14 protein-coding genes and 2 pseudogenes are annotated in these 18,867 nt (G+C 66.8%); 9 read left to right on the forward strand and 7 right to left on the reverse strand.

Annotated elements, in window-relative coordinates; genetic code table 11:
• The coding region (locus JNL31_RS15250; protein ID WP_294974966.1) for a hydantoinase/oxoprolinase family protein at positions 1 to 1,146 on the reverse strand (1,146 nt) is incomplete at its 3' end.
• An 87-nt stretch (positions 1,147 to 1,233) separates the two neighbouring features.
• Positions 1,234 to 2,982, reverse strand: coding sequence for a hydantoinase B/oxoprolinase family protein (locus JNL31_RS15255; RefSeq protein ID WP_294974969.1), 1,749 nt, complete (start codon positions 2,980 to 2,982; stop codon positions 1,234 to 1,236).
• Between the two features lie 299 nt (positions 2,983 to 3,281).
• On the opposite strand from JNL31_RS15255, the gene JNL31_RS15260 reads away from it, so the two are divergent.
• Positions 3,282 to 4,241, forward strand: a complete 960-nt coding sequence (locus tag JNL31_RS15260; RefSeq protein ID WP_294974972.1) for a helix-turn-helix domain-containing protein — start codon at positions 3,282 to 3,284, stop codon at positions 4,239 to 4,241.
• 70 nt (positions 4,242 to 4,311) lie between these two features.
• Here the strand turns inward: JNL31_RS15260 and JNL31_RS15265 are convergent, their stop codons facing one another.
• Positions 4,312 to 4,479: a hypothetical protein gene (locus JNL31_RS15265; protein ID WP_294974975.1), complete on the reverse strand. Its 168-nt coding sequence runs from the start codon at positions 4,477 to 4,479 to the stop codon at positions 4,312 to 4,314.
• Positions 4,480 to 4,693: 214 nt separating this feature from the next.
• On the opposite strand from JNL31_RS15265, the gene JNL31_RS15270 reads away from it, so the two are divergent.
• The 8 genes from JNL31_RS15270 (at position 4,694) to JNL31_RS15305 (ending at position 16,059) form a co-directional block, all read left to right on the forward strand.
• On the forward strand, positions 4,694 to 5,845 hold the full coding sequence (locus JNL31_RS15270) for an amidohydrolase (RefSeq protein ID WP_294974978.1): 1,152 nt from the start codon (positions 4,694 to 4,696) through the stop codon (positions 5,843 to 5,845).
• Positions 5,846 to 6,015: 170 nt separating this feature from the next.
• Complete coding sequence (locus tag JNL31_RS15275; RefSeq protein ID WP_294974981.1) at positions 6,016 to 6,774, forward strand: IclR family transcriptional regulator; 759 nt, start codon at positions 6,016 to 6,018, stop codon at positions 6,772 to 6,774.
• Positions 6,771 to 10,625, forward strand: coding sequence for a hydantoinase B/oxoprolinase family protein (locus JNL31_RS15280; RefSeq protein ID WP_294974984.1), 3,855 nt, complete (start codon positions 6,771 to 6,773; stop codon positions 10,623 to 10,625). The genes JNL31_RS15275 and JNL31_RS15280 overlap by 4 nt, the downstream gene beginning before the upstream one ends.
• A 51-nt stretch (positions 10,626 to 10,676) precedes the next feature.
• Positions 10,677 to 12,251 carry an ABC transporter substrate-binding protein gene (locus tag JNL31_RS15285; RefSeq protein WP_294974987.1) on the forward strand — a complete coding sequence of 525 codons (1,575 nt, stop codon included), beginning with the start codon at positions 10,677 to 10,679 and terminating at the stop codon, positions 12,249 to 12,251.
• 66 nt (positions 12,252 to 12,317) lie between these two features.
• On the forward strand, positions 12,318 to 13,325 hold the full coding sequence (locus JNL31_RS15290) for an ABC transporter permease (protein ID WP_294974990.1): 1,008 nt from the start codon (positions 12,318 to 12,320) through the stop codon (positions 13,323 to 13,325).
• On the forward strand, positions 13,322 to 14,218 hold the full coding sequence (locus JNL31_RS15295; protein ID WP_294974993.1) for an ABC transporter permease: 897 nt from the start codon (positions 13,322 to 13,324) through the stop codon (positions 14,216 to 14,218). The genes JNL31_RS15290 and JNL31_RS15295 overlap by 4 nt, the downstream gene beginning before the upstream one ends.
• A gap of 1 nt (position 14,219) precedes the next feature.
• Positions 14,220 to 15,248, forward strand: coding sequence for an ABC transporter ATP-binding protein (locus JNL31_RS15300; protein WP_294974996.1), 1,029 nt, complete (start codon positions 14,220 to 14,222; stop codon positions 15,246 to 15,248).
• Complete coding sequence (locus tag JNL31_RS15305) at positions 15,241 to 16,059, forward strand: ATP-binding cassette domain-containing protein (protein ID WP_294974999.1); 819 nt, start codon at positions 15,241 to 15,243, stop codon at positions 16,057 to 16,059. The genes JNL31_RS15300 and JNL31_RS15305 overlap by 8 nt, the downstream gene beginning before the upstream one ends.
• A 163-nt stretch (positions 16,060 to 16,222) precedes the next feature.
• Here JNL31_RS15305 and JNL31_RS15310 read toward each other — a convergent pair.
• From JNL31_RS15310 to JNL31_RS19185, 4 genes and pseudogenes are all read right to left on the reverse strand, one after another.
• Positions 16,223 to 16,525, reverse strand: a pseudogene (locus tag JNL31_RS15310) (helix-turn-helix domain-containing protein); the annotation flags it as partial.
• Positions 16,525 to 17,184, reverse strand: a complete 660-nt coding sequence (locus JNL31_RS15315; protein WP_294975002.1) for a hypothetical protein — start codon at positions 17,182 to 17,184, stop codon at positions 16,525 to 16,527. The gene JNL31_RS15315 and the pseudogene JNL31_RS15310, both read right to left, overlap by 1 nt.
• A gap of 75 nt (positions 17,185 to 17,259) precedes the next feature.
• Complete coding sequence (locus tag JNL31_RS19180) at positions 17,260 to 17,700, reverse strand: 2Fe-2S iron-sulfur cluster-binding protein (protein ID WP_366928951.1); 441 nt, start codon at positions 17,698 to 17,700, stop codon at positions 17,260 to 17,262.
• A 736-nt stretch (positions 17,701 to 18,436) separates the two neighbouring features.
• Positions 18,437 to 18,862: pseudogene (locus JNL31_RS19185) on the reverse strand (Rieske 2Fe-2S domain-containing protein); the annotation flags it as partial.
• Between the last annotated feature and the right edge of the window lie 5 nt (positions 18,863 to 18,867).

An 18,867-nucleotide genomic window follows, 5' to 3' on the forward strand; every position in this document is an offset into this window, starting at 1 on the left:
GCCGAGCACCAGGTTCGCATCTGTCGTGGTGGGCTTCTCGCCGCCCTGGTCATAGCTTGCCGGGCCGGGTTCCGAGCCCGCCGACTGTGGCCCCATCTGCATCAGGCCCATGCTGTCGATCCAGCCGATCGAGCCGCCGCCCGCGCCCAGCGTTTCCACCTGGATCATCGGGATGCCGATCCGGTAGCGCAGGAAGTCGATGTTCTTCGACACGTTCGCCCGCCCGTCGCGGGTCAGGGTGATGTCGAAGGAGGTGCCGCCCATGTCGACGGTGATGATGTCCTTCATGCCCCAGGGCTCGCCCAGCCAGAGTGCGGCCTGCGGCGCCGAGGCGGGGCCGGAGTTGATGGCATAGACCGACTGGTCGCTGACGACATGACCCAGCGCCAGCCCACCATTCGACTGGAAGTAGCGCACCGGATGCCGCGCGCCGAGCGACTGGAAATAGGCATCCACCGCCTCGACATAGCGCTGCAGGATCGGGGCGAGGTAGGCATTGACGATGGCGGTCGAGGTGCGGGTGTATTCGCGCACCTGCGGGTAGAGCTGGCTGCCCACCGTCAGGCGGACATGCGGCATCATCTCGCGCACGATCTCTGCCGCGCGGGCCTCGTGTTCGGGGTGCAGCACCGACCAGACGAAGCTGATGGCCACCGACTCCACGCCTTCGCGGAGGAAGTGACGGCAGGCGTCGCGGACGTCGTCCTCGTTCAGAGGCGTGTGGACGGCGCCGGTGGACAGCACCCGTTCGGCGACGCCGCGCCGCAGGTAGCGCGGCACAAGCATGGTCGCGGGCGGGTATTCGGGATCGTAGCGATAGCCGTCCTCCTTGTGGCCCAGGCGGATTTCGATGCTGTCCTCGTGGCCGCGCGTCGCGATCAGGCCGGTCCTCGCCCCGTTGTGGGTGATCAGCGCGTTCAGCCCCACCGTGGTGCCGTTGATGCACAGGTCGGCGTTCGAGACGATCTGGTGCGGTGAGAGGCCCGTTTCCTCTTCGATCAGGCGCAGGCCGTTGCGGATGGCGGCTGTGGGGTCGTTCGGCGTGGAGAGTGCCTTGAAGATGCGGACGCCCCCCTTCCGGTCGGCCAGGATGAAGTCGGTGAAGGTGCCGCCGGCGTCGATGCCAAGACGATACTGGTTCTGCATGTCGTGGGTCCTTTCGGGGTGGCCGGGGTCGCGCGGGGGGTGTCGCCCCCCGGGTTCCCCCGGGAAATTCCTGTACGAGGGAAGCGATCAGGCGGCGCGGAGCCGTGCCGTCGCTGCGTGATCGACTTCCAGGCTGTCGCGGTCGGCGATGACGACGCCGTAGTCGAGCCGGGCGCCGTCAAGGCTGACAAGGCCATTGCGCACGTCTTCCACGACCTTCTGGATGTCGCGTTGGAACGGGTTGCCGTAGCCGCCGCCGCCGGGGTTCTTGTTGGCGGCGCGTTCGCCGGGCTGGATCGTCTCGATCACATTGTCGGTGATGATCGTCGTCGCGCCGCCCCGGGTGACTTCCAGTCGCCCGACCTTCTTCTCCACCATCGTCGATTTCGCCCCGGCGGCGCCCATCGCCGGGATGCGCCGCCCCTCGCCGAAGGTGATCAGCGTCATCGGGCTGTCCAGCGGCTCCACCTCCCAGCAGGTGCCGGAACCGCCCCGGTTCCTGCCCGCCCCGCCGGAATCCTCCATCAGCGAATAGCGGTGGATGATGATCGGATAGCTGTGTTCCAGCATCTCGATGTCACCGCTCGTCAGTGCGCCGAAGCAGCATTCCGGCCCGACCGCATGCCAGCCGTCGGCCTGCGACGTGGCCCCCGCGCCCGAGATGATCGAGGCCAGCACCATCGTCACATATTCCTCGTCATGCCGCTTGTCCCACCCCGCGATGTTGCAGCCATTGGCATGTCCCCAGCTGGCCGAGACCTTGTGTGGCGCGGCCTGCTCGAAGGCCAGGCGCACCGCATCGGTCAGCGTCTCCATGGGCGTGGTGGTGCAGTTCATGTGCGGCGCCGGGGACTTGGCGTTGCAGAGCGTGCCCTTCGGACCCATGTCGGTGGTCACGCAGCGGTAAAGCCCTTCGTTGTAGGGCGGCGGCAGTTGCGCGAACATCATCAGGCCAAGGTAGACGCCCGAATGGCTGTTGCCTTCGTAGCTGTTGATGAAATACGGAATCTGCGGCGGCGACTGGATGGCGATGTGGCAGCCGTCGCCCTTGACCGTCACGGTCGCGGTGATCTCGAAATCGCCATAGCCGTGCCCGGCGTCCTCAAGGATGGCGGTGCCCTGATAGGTTCCGTCCGGCACTTCGGAAATCAGCTTGCGCATATGCGCCTCGGCCATGTCGAGAAGCTCGGCGATGCAGTCCTGCACCGTCTCCTTGCCGTATTTCTTCATCAGGTTGATCAGGTTGCGCGCCCCGACCTGGCAGGCACCGATCAGGGCGTTGAAATCGCCCTCCTGGTCGCGACGGGCGCGCATGTTGGTCAAGAGCAGGTTCATCACGTCCTTGCGCGGACGGCCACGGTCCCACAGCTTGACCGGCGGGATGCGCAGACCTTCGGCGAAGATCTCGGTGGCGTTCGGGTTGTAGCCTGCCGGGACCGGGCCGCCGATATCGGTGAGATGGCCCTTGCAAACCGTCCAGAACACCAGTTCGCCCTCATGGAACACCGGGTAGTACATGCAGGTGTCGATGATGTGGCTGCCGCCGTAAGCCGGGTCGTTGTGCAGGATCAGGTCGCCCTCGTGAATGTCGCCCTCGAAGAAGCGCGCCACCGATTTCATCGCGGGGATCAGCGAACCAAGGTGGATCGGGATGTCCTGGCCCTGGAGGATCATCTCGGGCGTGTGGTTGAAGAGCGCCGTCGAATAGTCATGCGCGAGGTTGAACACCGACGACCGCGCCGTCTGCTCCAGCGTCAGCGTCATCTCGCGCTGGGTCGTCTCCAGCACGCCGCGCACCACCGACAAGGTGATCGGGTCCACATTGCGTCTTGTCATCCTTCGGCTCTCCCCCTTGGGAAAACCGCCCGGGCCGGGGCTGTCCAAGTCCTCCCTGCGATGCCCGGGCCGTTTTCCAGCCTCTCTCCATGACCGGACTGTGACGCGAATCCCGGCGGCGATCTTGCACCTCAGGGCGGGAAGATTTGCCGATCCGTGCATGGCGGAGGACGGATTTGTCGGCGGGTGCACAATGGCTTGTCACCGGGCGCACCCGGCCAGGGCCGGGGTCGATAGTTCTTGCCTGACAGCGGCTTCGCGCCTAACGATTCCCCATCGGCGCTTTGGGGAGAGGGCGCATGGAAGTCACCGCGCACAGCACGGCCCAGACGGCGCCCGGCCAGAGGTCGGCGCACTGGAACCGGGTGATCGCCGATACCTACTTTCCGCTTCACCTGACCTTCCGGGACGCCGCCGACTTTTCGGGCCAGCTGGAACAGCGGCAGATGGGCACTGTGTCGCTGTCGCGGCTGGCGACGGAACCCCTGCAGTATGAACGCCGCCCGAGCCATATCTCGCACACGAGCGAGGAGGAATACCTGATCACCGTGCCGCGCCTGAGCCCGGTCGAATTCCGCCAGATCGGGCGCGAGGTGCGTTGCGACCCGGGCGGCTTCATCATCGAGCGCGGGGACGAGCCCTACCGCTTTGCCTATGATGCGCCCAACGAGCTGAGCGTGCTGAAGATCGGCAAGAAGTCTTTGGCCGAGAAGGTGCGTGATCCCGACCGGTTCTGTGCCCGGATCATCGACGCGCGCAGCGGGCTTCCGGCGCTGTTCACCTCGATGATGCAGCATCTGCATGCGCTGCCCCTGGGCGAGGGGCGCGCGGCCGAAGTCCTGGGCCGCCAGATGGTCGAGGTGCTGGCGCTGACACTGGACGAGACGGCGGGCGACGACCACCAGGTGCGCAGCTCGGTCAGGGCAGGCCACCTGCGCCGGGCCGAGCAGGTTGTCCGTCGACACCTGTCCAGCCCCGAGCTTTCGCCCGATTTCGTGGCCGACGCCTGCGGCATCTCGAAGCGTTACCTGCACGAGCTGTTCGGAGACACCAACCAGACCGTGTCGCAGTTCATCCGCGAGGAACGGCTGACCGCAGCCCGGGACACGATCACCGCATCCCCTGCGCTGGCGATGGCCGAGATCGCCTATCGCTTCGGCTTCTGCGACCAGGCCCAGTTCTCGCGGCTCTTCAAGGCCAAGTTCGGCCTGTCGCCATCGGACTGGCGCAAGTCGGGGGCCGGGCCCGCAGGCCACTGACAGCCGCGACGGGGACTGCGGCAGGGGTGCGCCAAGGCCGCAGGGTCCAGCGACTGGCCAGCAGCGGGCGTCAGGTTTCCGCCGCCGCCTTCCTGCGGTCGAGGGTCAAGCGGGCCGCCACCCCCAGCCGCAGGTAGATGGCTTTCATCACCGATAATGCGGAACAATGGCAAAGGGCATCAGCACCCAATCCGCGCGAGGCTGTCGCAAAGGGTTGGCCGCAAAGCCAGGCACGCATCGAAGGCACCCGCGCTTTTCCGGGATGTCCAGGTGTGGCGATGTCCTGCCGCAGCCGGGTAGCGATGCCTTGGATTCCCGCGACCCCGGCTGTTCATGGCATCGTGGTTCGCAAGGAGTCGTTCTGAGGCCTACACCCGACGGCACCGACGTGTATGATTCCAGCCATGCTGCGCTGCACGACGTCAGTTGTGAGCATCGACAGGAGGTGTGTCATGCCGGTCATCAACCGTATCGCGAGCTATGCCGACGACCTGACCGCGTTGCGGCAGGAGTTCCACGAACATCCCGAGATCGGCTTTCAGGAGGTGCGGACCTCGGCGAAGGTGGCTTCATTGCTTGCAGGCTGGGGCATTGCCGTGACACGCGGGGTCGGCGGCACCGGCGTGGTCGGTGTGCTCGATGGCGCGCGGCCGGGCCGGACCATCGGGCTCCGGGCCGACATGGATGCCCTGCCGATGGACGAGGAAACCAACCTTCCCTACCGGTCCAGGACGCCTGGCGTCTTTCATGGCTGCGGCCATGACGGCCACATGACAATGCTGCTGGGTGCCGCGCGTTACCTGGCCGAGACGCGGGATTTTGCCGGTCGTGTCGTCTTCATCTTCCAGCCCGCCGAGGAAGGGTTGGGCGGCGCCCGCGCCATGCTCGCTGATGGCCTGTTCGACCGTTTTCCCTGCGACGAGCTTTACGGGTTGCACAACTCGCCCTACAGCGCCCATTCGCAGGTGAGCATCCGGCCCGGAAAGGCGCAGGCGGGGGCGGCCTTCTTCGACATCACCATCGCAGGGCGGGGCAGTCACGGCGCGATGCCGCAGATGTCGGCCGACCCGATCGCCACCGGCGCGGCACTGGTGGGGGAGTTGCAGCGGATCGTGTCGCGCAACCTCGATCCGACCCATCCGGGCGTCCTGTCGGTGACGGAGTTCCATGCCGGCACCGCCTACAACGTCATCCCGGCGCAGGCTGTGCTGCGGGGCACGTTCCGGTTCATGGAGACTGCGGACGGCGACCTGATCGAGGCACGGCTGCGGCGCATCTGCGCGGGGATGGCGGCGGCGCAGGAGGTGGGGATCGACGTCGAGGTGCGCCGGGTCTTCGACGTGCTGGTCAACGATCCCGACCGCGCGCTCGACATCGTTGCCGCGGCGCGCGATGTCGTCGGCGACCGGGCCGCAGCGGATGCCGATCTTACCATGGGATCGGAGGACATGGCCGATCTCCTGCGCGTCGTTCCGGGAGCCTTCTTCAACCTGGGACATGACGGCGGCGTACCGCTGCACAACCCCGGTTTCCTGTTCGACGACTCGATCCTGCCGGTGGGGGCAAGCATCTTTGCCCGCATCGTCGAGACCCGCGGCGTTTGACCGCAGGCCAGTCAAGATACTGAAAACATAAGAAGATGCGGCCCCGCCACGGGGCTGCCACGTCGTGCCGACACGCCGGGCCGGGCGGGTCGAATTCTCTGTTGACAGAATCGCCCGGACGAGAGTAGTTCCATTTCAAGCAACCAGTGATCCACTTTACGGAACACCATATGACAATCCTTCAGAACGCGGCGGATGTGCTCAGACTGTTCGGAACCGGAAGCACCGAACTGACGGTGTCCGAGGTTACGACGCGCCTTTCCATGCCGAAGGCCAATGCTTCGCGGCTGATGAGAGCGATGCGCGATGCCGGGCTTCTGGAAACGATCGGCGACACGCGGCGGCACCGGCCCGGTCGGCTGGTGCTGGATCTGGCTGTCGCCTTCAAGCATTCCTCCGGGTTGATCGGCCGCGCCTCGGAAGTGGTCGCCGAAGTGTCGCGCCAGTTCGGCCATACCGGCTATATTTCGTTGCGCGAGGGCCGCGAGGTCACGGGCATCGCCGACTTCCCCGGGACCAACACGCTGCGCGTCATGGGCGCCATCGGCCGCCGCCTGAAGGCCGAAGCCAGCGCGACCGGCCGGTCGCTGCTGGCCCGGCTGCCCGAGGACGAAGTGCGCGCGCTTTACGCCGGGCAGGACGGAGCGGGCGCCCTGACGGCGCGCCTGGCCGCGATCCGGGAGCAGGGCTTTGCCTTTTCCAGCCAGGAGGCCACGCCGGGCGTCGATGCCATCGCCATCGCGGTCGCCGACCCGGCCACCGACGAGGCTGTCAGCCTCTGCATCGTCTATCCGCACGCCGTCGTGGACCTTGAGGACCGCGACAGGATGCTCGCCGCGCTCGCGGCTGGCGCCACCCGCATCGCACATGACCTGGGCGACACTGCCTTCGTCGAACCCAGCTTCTCACAGAAGGGAATTTTCGCATGACCGGACCTGAACCCCGCTGGCGCGTAGGCTTCGACATTGGCGGGACATTCACCGACTTTGTCCTCTACGACGGCAAGACCGCCTCGGTCACGCTGCACAAGCGGCTGACGACCCCGCACGACCCTTCGGAGGCCGCGCTGAAGGGGCTGGAAGAAATCCTCGAAATGCGCGGCGTCAGCCATGCCGACCTGTCGGAGATTGTCCACGGCACCACGCTTGTCACCAATGCGGTGATCGAGCGGAAGGGCGCGCCGGTCGGTCTGATCACGACGCGGGGCTTCCGCGACATCCTCGAAATGGGGACCGAGCAGCGCTATGACATCTATGACCTTTACGTCGCCTTCCCGGAACCGATCGTCAGCCGCGAGCTGCGGCTGGAGGTCGACGAGCGCGTGACTGCCGCGGGCGATGTGGTGACCCCGCTGGACGAGGCGGCGGTTCTGGCTTCGGCACGGGCGCTGGTGGCGCAGGGCTGCGAGGCCATCGCCATCGCCTTCATGCATTCCTACGCCAATACCGTCCATGAACGCCGCGCCGCCGAGATCGTGCGCGGGGCCTTCCCCGATCTCGCAATTTCGATTTCCAGCGATGTCGTTGCCGAGATGGGCGAATACCAGCGCATTGTCACCACCTGCGCCAATGCCTTCGTGCAGCCGCTGATGCACCGTTACCTGACCCGGCTGGAGCTGGCGCTGAGCGCGAAAGGCTTCGCCGGTCCCTTGCGGCTGATGCATTCGGCGGGAGGCCTCGTCTCGCTGGAAACCGCGCGCGATTTCCCGATCCGGCTCCTGGAAAGCGGACCGGCGGGCGGCGGGCTGGCCACCGCGCTTTTCGCCGAGGAAGCGGGTCTGAAGGACGTGATTTCCTTCGACATGGGCGGCACCACGGCCAAGGCCTGCATGATCGAGGAGGGCCGCGCCGAAGTGGCCCCGATGATGGAGGCGGCGCGGGTGCATCGCTTCACCAAGGGCTCGGGCCTGCCGATCAAGGCGCCGGTGATCGAGATGATCGAGATCGGCGCGGGCGGCGGGTCGATTGCCGCCATCGACGAGGTAGGCCTCTTGAAGGTCGGCCCGCATTCGGCGGGGTCCGATCCCGGCCCGGCCTGCTATGGTCTTGGCGGCACTGCGCCGACCGTGACCGACGCGAACCTGGTGCTCGGCTACTACGATCCGGGCTTCTTCCTGGGCGGGCGCATGACGCTTGACCTTGCGGCGGCGCGGGGCGCGATTGCCCGGGTGGCCGACCCGCTGGGCCTGACGGTCGAGGCGGCGGCGCTTGGCATCCACAAGGTCGTCGTCGAAAGCATGGCCTCGGCCGCGCGTGTGCATCTGGTGGAACGCGGCAAGGACCCGCGCGACTATGCGATGGTGGGCTTCGGCGGTGCAGGTCCTGCCCATGCCGTCGACGTCGCCCGGGTGATGGGTGTCCGCTCGGTGCTGATCCCGCCGGCCTCCGGTGCCGCTTCGGCGCTTGGCTTCCTGGCCGCGCCCCTGTCGTTCGAGGGAGTGCGTTCGCATCGGGTGGAACTTGTGGCCGGTTTCGACGCTTCGGCAGTGAACACGCTTCTGCGCGTGCTTGAGGAAGAGGGCCTGCGCCATCTGGAACGCGCCGGAATCGCGCGGGGCGAGGCCGTCGTCGAGCGCAGCGCGGACATGCGGCTGGTCGGGCAGATGCACGACATTTCGGTGCCGCTGCCGGGCAACGATCTGGCGGAGACCGACCTGCCGGACATCCGCGCCGCCTTCGTGCGCGCCTATTCCGCCCGCTTCGCCGACCCGTTCGCGGGTGCGCGGTTCGAAGCGGTGAACTTCCGCGTCCGCGTCGCCGGACCCACGCCGAAACTGGCGCTGACCGGCGCGGCGGGGGGCGGCGATGCGGCGACCAGGATCAAGGGCAAGCGCTGCTGCTGGTTCGAGGACGGCAGCTTCGAGACCGTCGTCTACGACCGCTACGCGCTGCAATCCGGCGACGAGATCCGGGGCCCGGCGATCATCGAAGAACGCGAGTCGACCACCGTCATCGGCCCGTCCGACAGCGTGACCATCGACGAAGGGCTGAACATCTGCGTGAAGCTTGGCGCCATCAAGGCGGCCGACGCGCTGATCACCGCCGAGATGTCGCGCGCCGAGGCGGTGGCGCGCATCCAGTCCGACCCGATCGGGCTGGAAATCATGTGGTCGCGGCTGGTGAACGTGGTCGAGGAGATGTGGCTGACCGTCTGCCGCACCGCCTTCAGCCTCGTCATCGCCGAGGCGCAGGATTTTGCCTGCGAGCTTCTGGACAAGGACGGCGAGACGCTGGCGCACAGCCCGCGCGCGATGCCGGTCTTCAACCTGACCCTGCCGCGCGCGGTCAAGGCGCTGCTCAAGGCCTATCCGGCCGAGACGCTGAAGCCCGGCGACGTCCTGATCACCAACGACCCCTGGCTCTGCGCCGGGCACCTGTTCGACATCGCCATCGTGACGCCGGCCTTCCGCAACGGGCGGCTGGTCGGGCTGATGGGGACGGTCGGCCATGTCTCCGACATCGGCGGCACCAAGGACTCGCTCCACGCCCGCGAAATCTACGAGGAGGGCCTGCAAATCCCGCCGATGAAGATCTTCGACGCCGGGGTGCCGAACGAGACGCTGATCAACATGATCAGCCGTAACGTGCGCAACGGCGAGCAGGTCCTGGGCGACATCTTCTCCTTCGTCGCGGCGAACAAGCTCGGTGCAGAACGGCTGGACGCCTTCATGCACGACTACGGGATGCACGACCTCAGCGCACTGGCCGAGGTGGTGCAGGGCCTGTCGGAAAAGGCGATGCGCGACGCGATCCGCGCGCTGCCGGACGGCGACTACCGCTCGACCATCACCAACAACCCGCTGGGCGAGAAGATCACCTATCCCGTGCTGGTGAAGGTCGAGGGCGACAGGATCACCGTCGATTTCGACGGCGCCCCGCCGCAATTGCCGCAGGGTGGGCTGAACGCGACGCTGAACTACACGGCGGCGCACGCGACCTATCCGCTGAAATGCATGCTGACGCCGACGGTCAGGGGCAACGCGGGCTGCTATCGTCCCTTCACGGTGAAGGCGCCGGAAGGCTCGATCCTGAACCCGACCTATCCGGCGGCGGTGAACCTGCGCACGCGGACCGGCTGGTATCTGGCGCCGAACATCTTCCGCGCGCTGGCGCAGGCGGCGCCGGACAAGGTGCAGTCGTTCACCGGCCTTGCCGTGGCCGCGAACGTTTACGGTCAGGACCAGGACGGCCAGTTCTACTCCGACCTCCTGTTCTGCGGCGGCGGGCAGGGCGGGTCCGACCGCAAGGACGGGCATTCCTCGCTCCTGTGGCCGACCTCGGCGGCGAATACCTCGATCGAGCTGATGGAAAGCCGCGTTCCTGTGCTGGTGCTGGAGAAAGCCTTCCTTGCCGACAGCGGCGGCGCGGGCCGGACCCGCGGCGGCCTTGGCCAGGTGGTGCGCTTCCGCAAGCGTGACGAGGACGGGCTGGAGATGCTGGTCTCGGTCTATCCCGAGGGCGTCGACAACCCGATCGCCGGTCTGTTCGGCGGCGAGGCGGGCGGCGGGGCACGCGGGCTGGTGCAGGGGGCGGACGGACGCCTCCTGCGCGACTGCGGCACCGGCGCACTCGTCTCGCTGCACACGACCGACCAGGTGGTGGAACTTGTGCTGGGCGGCGGCGCCGGGTTCGGCGATCCGGACGAGCGCGACCACGCCGCCGTGGCCCGCGACCTCGCCCGCGGCTACGTCACGCCCGAGCATGTCCAGCGCCACTACCAGAACACCGCGGTTCCGACGGGCAAGCGCGCGGAACCGGAGCCAAGCACGGTCTGGGCCTGAAACCCGGATCGCCCCCCCTTTGGACAGACGAATCCAACCAGGAGCACTACGATGACATCCTCGACCCAGTTCACCATCTCGCGGCGCGGCCTTCTGGCGATGGCCGGCGCGGGCCTCGCCGCCGCAAGCTTCCCAAGGCGCCTGTTTGCTCAGTCGGGCAGCAATGTCCTGATCGTCGCCTCGGGCCAGGACATCCCCAACTTCGACCCGCATACCGCGACGGGCTATTCGGCCTCGTTCTTCATGCGCAACGTCTACGACCCGCTGGTTCGCGTCGCCGGCAACCCGCCCGAGCCGGTTCCGGCCCTGGCCGAAAGCTGGGAGATGAGCGCCGACGGCCTGACCTACACGTTCAAGCTGAACGCGGCGGCGAAGTTCCACAGCGGCAATCCGGTGACGGGGGACGACGTTGTCTATTCGTTCCAGCGGGCGCTGGCGCTGGCCAAGGGCAATTCCTGGATGATCCGCGACATCGTCACTCCGGAAGACGTGACGGCGGTCGATGCGGGCACGGTCGAGTTCAAGCTGGCCAAGCCCTTCGCGGCGTTTCTTCAGGTCCTGCCCTGGATCTTCGTCGTCGAGAAGGCGGCGGTCGAGGCCAACCTTGGCGCCGATCAGGGCGAGACCTGGCTTATGACCAACACGGCGGGATCGGGGCCGTTCCAGGTCGCCCGCTTCGAGGTCGGCACGCTTTACCAGCTTTCCCGCGTCGCCGATGCCTGGCAGTCGGGCGGCGGCAATCTTGATGGCGTGATCTGGCAGATCGTGCGCGAAACCGCGACGCAGCGGTTGATGCTACAGAACGGCGAGGCGCATATCGCTGTGGACCTCACCTCGGAGGACATGGACGCGCTGAAGGACGCGCCGGGCGTGGTTCGGGTGATCGAACCGGAGTACCGCACCTTCTCGATCAAGATGAACACCGAGAAGGGCCCGCTGGCCGACATCAACCTGCGCAAGGCGATTTCCTGGGCCACCAACTACCAGGGTATCCTCGATGCGGCGGGCTATGCCGACCTGATGACCGGGCCGCTGCCGACCGGCATCCTTGGCTTCGACGCAGGGCTTGAGGTCTATCGCACCGATCTCGACAAGGCCCGCGAGTTCATGGCCAAGACCGAGAAACCCGAAGGCGGCTTCACGCTGAAGATGTTCCATGTCTCGGGCCTCGAACAGCAGCGTCGCTGGGCACTGATCATGCTCGACAGCCTCAAGCAGCTGAACATCGACCTGGAGATCCAGCCGCTGAACTGGCCGGACATGGTTGCGGCCTGCCAGTCGCCGGACACCTTCCCCGACCTCTTCCCTGTCTACCAGACCGCAAACTATGGCGACCCGGACAACATCGCCTTCGCGGCCTATCATTCGTCGCGCAACGGCGGCTGGCAGAACGCGGTCTACCACAACCCGGAAGTGGACGCGCTGATCGAGGCGGCCCGCAGCGAGATCGACCCGGCGAAGCGGATTGCCATCTACGGCGACTTCCAGAAGAAGGTCGTCGAGGATGCTCCCGACATCTTCGGCGTGCTGGAACGCCGCAAGCTCGGCATGCGCGACAGCGTGAAGGACTGGCATTTCACGCCGGTCGCCTCCAACGCGATCGAGGTCTGGCCGCTGTCGCTCTGATCGGCCGGAACGGGCCGGACGTATTGCTCCCTGCGTCCGGCCGCCACCCCACGGAAGGCGTCTGACATGCTGTACTTCATCCTGCGGCGGATCCTCATGCTTGTCCCGGTGGTCATCGGGCTGACGGTGATCATGTTCGCCATCGCGCGCATCCTGCCGGGCGATCCGGTCGCGCTGGCGGCAGGACCGAATGCGACGCCGGCCGAGATCGAGGCGCTGTCGCACGAATTCGGCCTGGATCAACCGATCTGGACGCAATATTTCCACTACGTCGGCGGTCTTCTGCACGGCGACCTTGGCACCTCGCTCTTGACCCGCCGCCCGGTTGCCGCCGATATCGCGGCCTATCTTCCGGCGACGCTGGAGCTGGTCTGTGCCGCGATGCTGATCGCCGTGGCGATCGGCATCCCGCTCGGCCTTGCCACCGCGGTCTGGCGCAACCGCTGGCCGGATTATCTTTCGCAAGTGGTCGCCATCGGCGCGATCTCGATGCCCCGCTTCTTCCTCGGCCTTCTCCTCCAGCTCTGCTTCGCGATGTGGCTGATGTGGCTGCCGCTTGGCGGCCGACTGCCGATCATCGTCATCCCGCCGCCGACCGTCACCGGCTTCCTGACCATCGACACCCTGCTTGCCGGAGACCTGCACGCCTTCACCATGGCGCTGCGCCATCTCGCCATGCCCGCCATCGCCATGTCGCTGTCACCCCTGGCGACGATCATGCGGATGATGCGCGCCTCGACCATCGAGGTGATGGGCCAGGACTATGTGATGACCGCCCGTGCGCTTGGCCTGCCGCGCGGCAAGATCATCCTGAAATATGTCGCCCGCAATGCCGTCTCGGCCACGCTGACCGTGATCGGGCTCTACTTCGGCTGGCTTCTCGGCGGCACCGTGCTGGTCGAGACCGTGTTCGACTGGCCGGGCCTCGGGCTTTACGCGACCAAGGCGATCGTCTCGCAGGACATGATGCCGGTGATCGGCGTCGCGCTGGTGATCGGTCTGCTTTTCGTCCTCGCCAACCTTGTCATCGATCTTCTTTACGGCGTCATCAACCCGAAGGTACGCTACTCATGACCGACAGCGTCCAGACCCCCCGGACCGAGCCCGTCCGCCATCGCGACGACCGCCTGCGCCGGGCGCTGTTCCGGTTCAGCCAGAGCAAGCTGTCGATGATCGGCGCGGCCATCGTCGCGGTCGTCCTGTTCTTCGCCGTCTTCGGCACGGTGCTGGCGCCGTTTCCCGGCCATGTCGCCGGGGCGGTCGACACCGCCAACCAGTTCCAGGCCCCTTCCGCCGCCCATCTGTTCGGCACCAACGAGCTGGGACAGGACGTGCTTTCGCTGGTGATGGCGGGGACGACCGTCTCGGTCCTTGCCGGGTTCGGCGTGGTGCTGATCGGGTCGGTCATCGGCACGCTTGTCGGCGCGGTCGCCGGTTTCGTCGGCGGCTGGACCGACGAGGGGCTGATGCGGCTGACCGACCTGACGCTGACCATCCCCAGCCTGATCCTGGCCATGGCGATTGCCGCCGCCCTTGGCCCCGGCTTCACCAACATGGTGATCGCGATCTCTCTCTCATGGTGGCCGGGCTATGCGCGCCTTGTCCGCGGCGAGGTCCTTGCCGCGCGCGAGGAGGTCTATGTGACCGCCGCCCGCGCCATCGGCGCCAGCCCCGCGCGCATCCTGTTCCGGCACATCCTGCCCAATGTCGTCTCGCCGATCATCGTCAAGATGTCGCTCGACATGGGCTTTGCCATCCTCACCGTGGCCGGCCTTGGCTTCATCGGCATCGGCGTGCGGCCGCCCACCCCGGAATGGGGGACACTCCTGTCGCTCTCTCGCGCCAACATGCCCGGCTACTGGTGGACGGCGATGGCCCCCGGCCTGGCGATGTTCCTTGCCGTCTTCGGCTTCAACCTCCTGGGCGACGGGCTGCGCGACATTCTCGACCCGAAGGCGAGGCGCTGACATGACCGGACCGCTTCTCTCCATCCGTGACCTGCACCTGACGATGACCAGCTTCGACGGGGCGGCCCATGTGCTGAACGGCATCGACCTGACGGTGCAGCGCGGCGAGATCTGGGGCCTTGTCGGCGAATCCGGCTGCGGCAAGTCGCTGACCGGGCTCTCGATCTCGCGCCTTGTGCCGACGCCACCGGCGACCTACCGGAAGGGCGAAATCCGGTTCGAGGGCCGCGACATCCTGAAACTGCCGCTGCGCGAGATGCAGGATCTGCGCGGCAAGCGGATCGGCATGATCTTCCAGGACCCGACCACCAACCTCAACCCGGCCTACCGGGTGGGCGAACAATTGATCGACGTAGCGCTTGCCGCCGCCAGCCACGACCCTTCGGTGCTTGGATGTCCGCCTGGGGCAGGCCGCCGCGAGCGTCGCCGCGCGGCGCGGCGGCTGGCGGGCGAGATGCTGGAGCGGGTGGGCATTCCGGACGCCGGGGCGCGGCTTGACAATTATCCGCACGAATTCTCGGGCGGGATGCGCCAAAGGGTGCTGATCGCCATGGCGCTGATCGGCCGACCCGACCTCCTGATCGCCGACGAACCCACGACGGCGCTGGACGTGTCGGTGCAGGCGCAGATCCTGAAGCTTCTGAAGGGAACGGTGGCCGACCATGACATCGGCGTCATCCTGATCACCCACAATCTGGGCGTGGTGGCCGAAACCTGCAGCCATGTCGCGGTGATGTATGCCGGAAACATCGTCGAAAGCGGCCCGGTCTCCAACGTGATCGAAAGCCCGGCCCACCCCTACACCAGGGCGCTGATGGCGGCGATCCCGACCAAGGCGTCGAAGCGCGGCACGCTGAAGGGGCTGGGGGGCACCGTGCCGAACCTGATCACCCCGCCGCCCGGCTGCCGCTTCGCGCCGCGCTGCCCGCTGGCGATCCCGGCCTGCACTGCGGCGCTGCCCGGTGCCGTCGACCTCGGCGCCGATCACCGCGCCGCCTGCATCCGCCTGGAGGCGCTGGAACATGTCTGAGCCGATCCTGCAGATCGAGAACGTCTCGAAGACCTACGCCGCGCGCCGCGCGCTTTTCGGGCGGACCGCCGAGGTGCGGGCGCTGAAGGACGTGTCGATCTCCGTCCAGAAGGGCGAAAGTTTCGGCCTCGTCGGCGAAAGCGGGTCGGGCAAGACCACGCTCACCCGCTCGATCCTGCATCTGGAGACCCCGAGCGCCGGGCGCATCCTGTTCGAGGGGCAGGATCTTGCGCGTCTCTCGCCGGCAGACCTGCGCCGCTTGCGGGCCCGGGTGCAGATCGTCTTCCAGGACCCCTACGCCTCGCTCAACCCGCGCATGTCGGTGCGCGACATCGTCACCGAGCCGATGCTGGTGCATCACGACATCCTCGGGCTGTCACGGACGCAGCGCACCGACCGCGCCGCCGAGCTACTGTCGCTGGTCGGGCTTGGGCCGCAGCACCTGACGCGCTATCCGCACGAATTCTCGGGCGGCCAGCGGCAGCGCATCTGCATCGCGCGCGCGCTTGCCTCCGGGCCGGAACTGCTGCTGCTTGACGAACCGACCTCGGCGCTGGACGTGTCGGTCCAGGCGCAGGTCCTGAACCTGCTCTGCGAGTTGCAGGACCGGCTTGGCCTGACCTATTTCTTCATCAGCCACGACCTGGCGGTGGTGCGTTACCTGTGCAGCCGGGTGGCACTGATCTATCGCGGCGAGCTGGTCGAGGAGGGCACGACAGACGAGATCTTCGACACGCCGAAAAGCGACTATGCGCGCATGCTGATCGGAGCGATGCCCGAGGTGAAGGTGCGGCGCGGCGCGACGGCATAGCGGTCCTTGCCGCAGGTTCCCACATCGGTCGAGCGAAGCGCGGTTCTCCGGGGCGTGTGCCGGCCCGGGTCCGCCGCACCCTGTGCGGCACGAACCTAGCGCCCCCCGCCGGGCCGCGCCTCGCGCCGGGCCGCGCGCAGCGTCTCGCCCGGGCGACGGTATCCGAGGGGCTTTCCCCGAAAGTGAGGCGGTAGTCGACCGAGAACCGGCCCAAGTGGTTGAAGCCGACCTCAAAGGCGACGGTCGAGACGCTCTTGCCGGTCTGGTCGGTCAGGAACTGCTCGCGCGCCTTCATCAGTCGCGTGATCTTCAGATAGCCCATCGGCGTGGTGCCCGCATATTCGCGGAACCCGGCGCAAAGCTTGTCGGCCGAGACGCTGGCAACCTTGCGCAATTCGTCCAGCGGAATCTCGTCCTGGCAATGATCCTCGATGTGACGCATCGCCCGTTGCATGTAGGGCAGCATCAGCTCGAAGAGATTGCGCGAGATTTCGTCGGAGTAATTGTTCTTGTGATGCACCAGAAGGGCACGGACCAGCGACAGCTCAGCTCCTTCCCGACATTGGGATAGGACAGGATGCTGCCCTCGGTCGACATCTCCTTCAGGTAGTGCTCGGCCGTGCGCCACCAGGATGCGGTCGCCGTCGCCTCCAACGGCATGCCGATCTCGAAGACCAGCGGCCGCTTTGCCTGCCGCCCGATCAGCCGGCTCAGCGCCAGTTCCATGATCGGGCGCTTGATCGTCACGAAGATCGAGCGGTAGTCGCGGTCGATATCCACCTGAAGTTGCTGGCCCGGCGACAGAAGGATGCCGTGCGCCGGGTCGGATTTGTGCCGGGCAAGGTCCTGTGTCACCGTCTGCGCGCCGCGCAGGGGCAGGTTGACGGTGTAATGGTCGATGCCGTCACCCATCTGCACCGTGACCTCGGTGCCATATTCCAGAAAGCCGAACGAGATATCGGCCGACGGCGTCCCGTTTCCGGCATAGTTGAAGGCCAGGTCCTTCTGGTGGTAGATTTCCAGCCCGTGCGGGCCGCAGAAATCCTCCATGAGCCGATGGACCGATGTCGCCTGCCGGTCGCTGACCTGGGCAAACCGCTGGGCGCGAAGCAAGCTGAGACTCATGGCGCTGACCTCTGGCTGCGGTCCAGGAACCGGGCGCAGACTGCCGTCCGATCCCCCGACCTTGCTTCATGACGGCTACAGATCAAGGACCAGCCGCGCATTGGCCTTCCCGCGCGAGACGCAGATCAGCATCCGGTCGCCCGAAGCCCTTTCGCCCGCAGACAGGAAATGGTCCCGATGCTCGATCTCGCCCGCCAGGACCCTGGTCAGGCAGGTGCCGCAGATGCCTTCCTCGCAACTGGTGGCGCAGTCGATCCCGTGGGCTTGCAGCACCTCCAGGATACTCTGCCCCGCGGCAACCACAAGCTCGGTCCCGGATTGCGCCAGCGCCAGCGTGAAGGGCTCGCCCGCGTCCTGCCCGCTGTCGGGCGCGGTGAAATATTCCCGGTGGAGGACGATATCGGGTCGCGCCGCCAATGCCTCCGAGACCGCTGCCATGAAGCCGCCCGGACCGCAGAGATAGAGATGCGTCCCTGCCACCATCCGGTCGACGAAGCGGCCGATATCGAACCTCATCGCAGGATTGTCGTCGGGATAGAGCCGGACGCGCTCCTTGAAGGGGCCGCTCAGAACCTCGGCCAGAAACGGCGTCCGCGCGGCCGATCGGGTTGGCGAAATGCAGCCCGAACGGCTTGCCGCGCGCGTTCAGGCTGCGCGCCATCGCCAGGATCGGCGTCACCCCGATGCCACCGGCAAGCAGCACCACCGGCGCCGCGCTCTCCTCCAGCGGAAAGGCGTTCCGCGGCGCACCGATGCGCAAGGCCGACCCCTCTGCCACGCCGCCGTGCATCGACCGCGAGCCGCCGCGCCCCGCTTCCTCGCGCAGGACCGAAATGACATAACGATCCGTCTCCCGCTCGTTGTTCAGCAGCGAATACTGCCGCAACTGGCCGCCGAATTCGCCCGAATAGCGGGTCTGTTCCAGGATATCGACCTTGAAGGACAAAGTGTTGTCGCCCGAGATCACGTCATAGGGCGCGATATCCGTGGGCGGCCAGCCAAAGGAATTGCGGTGCAGGAAGGGCACATGGGCGATGTCGTTGTAATTCTCGACCCGGCGCCCGGCGGAAGCCTTGATCTCGTAGGAGGGAATGCGGATCACCGTGCCCGAGCCGTCCTCGATCTGCGGCCAGCCCGGCATCTCGGCCCGCGCCTGGTCGGCCAGGCAGACCCAGATCAGGCCATAGCGTTCGCGGCACTGGAAGGTGCGCGGCCGCAGCTTCTTCGGAATGGGCGAACCCTTGGCCAGCGCCGGGATGCCGACGCAGGTGCCCTCGCCGTTGTATTCGAAGCCGTGAAAGCCGCAGACCAGCAGCCCGTCGCAGACCGAGCCAAGGCTCAGCTGGCCGCCCCGGTGCATGCAGACATCCTTGGCGGCCTTCACGCCATCGCGGGTGCGGAACAGCACCACCGGCATGTCCAGAAGATGCACCCGCACCGGCGCATCGGCCACCTCGCCGCTGGTGGCGACCGGGTGCCAGAACCCGGCAAGGATTACCCAATCCGAACGCGCGAAGCTGCAATGAAGCGGCAGGTCGTCCTGCGGCTGGGTGTTCTTGGCTGATACGAACATGTGGCTCTCCGGGGTTTTCTGGACAGTGGGGCGCGGGCGGCAGCTGGCCGCGGAAGCGCGCCCGTAGGTGGCGAGGTGCGAAACAGGGATCGGAATTTCGGGCATTTCCG

It is taken from the genome of Tabrizicola sp. (genome assembly GCF_016792905.1).
Lineage (GTDB): Bacteria > Pseudomonadota > Alphaproteobacteria > Rhodobacterales > Rhodobacteraceae > Tabrizicola.

Excerpts from the sequence above, each read along its gene's own strand:
- JNL31_RS15295 (WP_294974993.1), top strand. The coding sequence starts at position 13,322 with ATGACCGACAGCGTCCAGACCCCCCGGACCGAGCCCGTCCGCCATCGC.
- JNL31_RS15300 (WP_294974996.1), top strand. The coding sequence starts at position 14,220 with ATGACCGGACCGCTTCTCTCCATCCGTGACCTGCACCTGACGATGACC.
- JNL31_RS15305 (WP_294974999.1), top strand. The coding sequence starts at position 15,241 with ATGTCTGAGCCGATCCTGCAGATCGAGAACGTCTCGAAGACCTACGCC.
- JNL31_RS15260 (WP_294974972.1), top strand. The coding sequence starts at position 3,282 with ATGGAAGTCACCGCGCACAGCACGGCCCAGACGGCGCCCGGCCAGAGG.
- JNL31_RS15280 (WP_294974984.1), top strand. The coding sequence starts at position 6,771 with ATGACCGGACCTGAACCCCGCTGGCGCGTAGGCTTCGACATTGGCGGG.
- JNL31_RS15315 (WP_294975002.1), bottom strand. The coding sequence starts at position 17,184 with ATGAGTCTCAGCTTGCTTCGCGCCCAGCGGTTTGCCCAGGTCAGCGAC.
- JNL31_RS15290 (WP_294974990.1), top strand. The coding sequence starts at position 12,318 with ATGCTGTACTTCATCCTGCGGCGGATCCTCATGCTTGTCCCGGTGGTC.
- JNL31_RS15275 (WP_294974981.1), top strand. The coding sequence starts at position 6,016 with ATGACAATCCTTCAGAACGCGGCGGATGTGCTCAGACTGTTCGGAACC.
- JNL31_RS15285 (WP_294974987.1), top strand. The coding sequence starts at position 10,677 with ATGACATCCTCGACCCAGTTCACCATCTCGCGGCGCGGCCTTCTGGCG.
- JNL31_RS19180 (WP_366928951.1), bottom strand. The coding sequence starts at position 17,700 with ATGAGGTTCGATATCGGCCGCTTCGTCGACCGGATGGTGGCAGGGACG.
- JNL31_RS15255 (WP_294974969.1), bottom strand. The coding sequence starts at position 2,982 with ATGACAAGACGCAATGTGGACCCGATCACCTTGTCGGTGGTGCGCGGC.
- JNL31_RS15270 (WP_294974978.1), top strand. The coding sequence starts at position 4,694 with ATGCCGGTCATCAACCGTATCGCGAGCTATGCCGACGACCTGACCGCG.
- JNL31_RS15265 (WP_294974975.1), bottom strand. The coding sequence starts at position 4,479 with ATGCGTGCCTGGCTTTGCGGCCAACCCTTTGCGACAGCCTCGCGCGGA.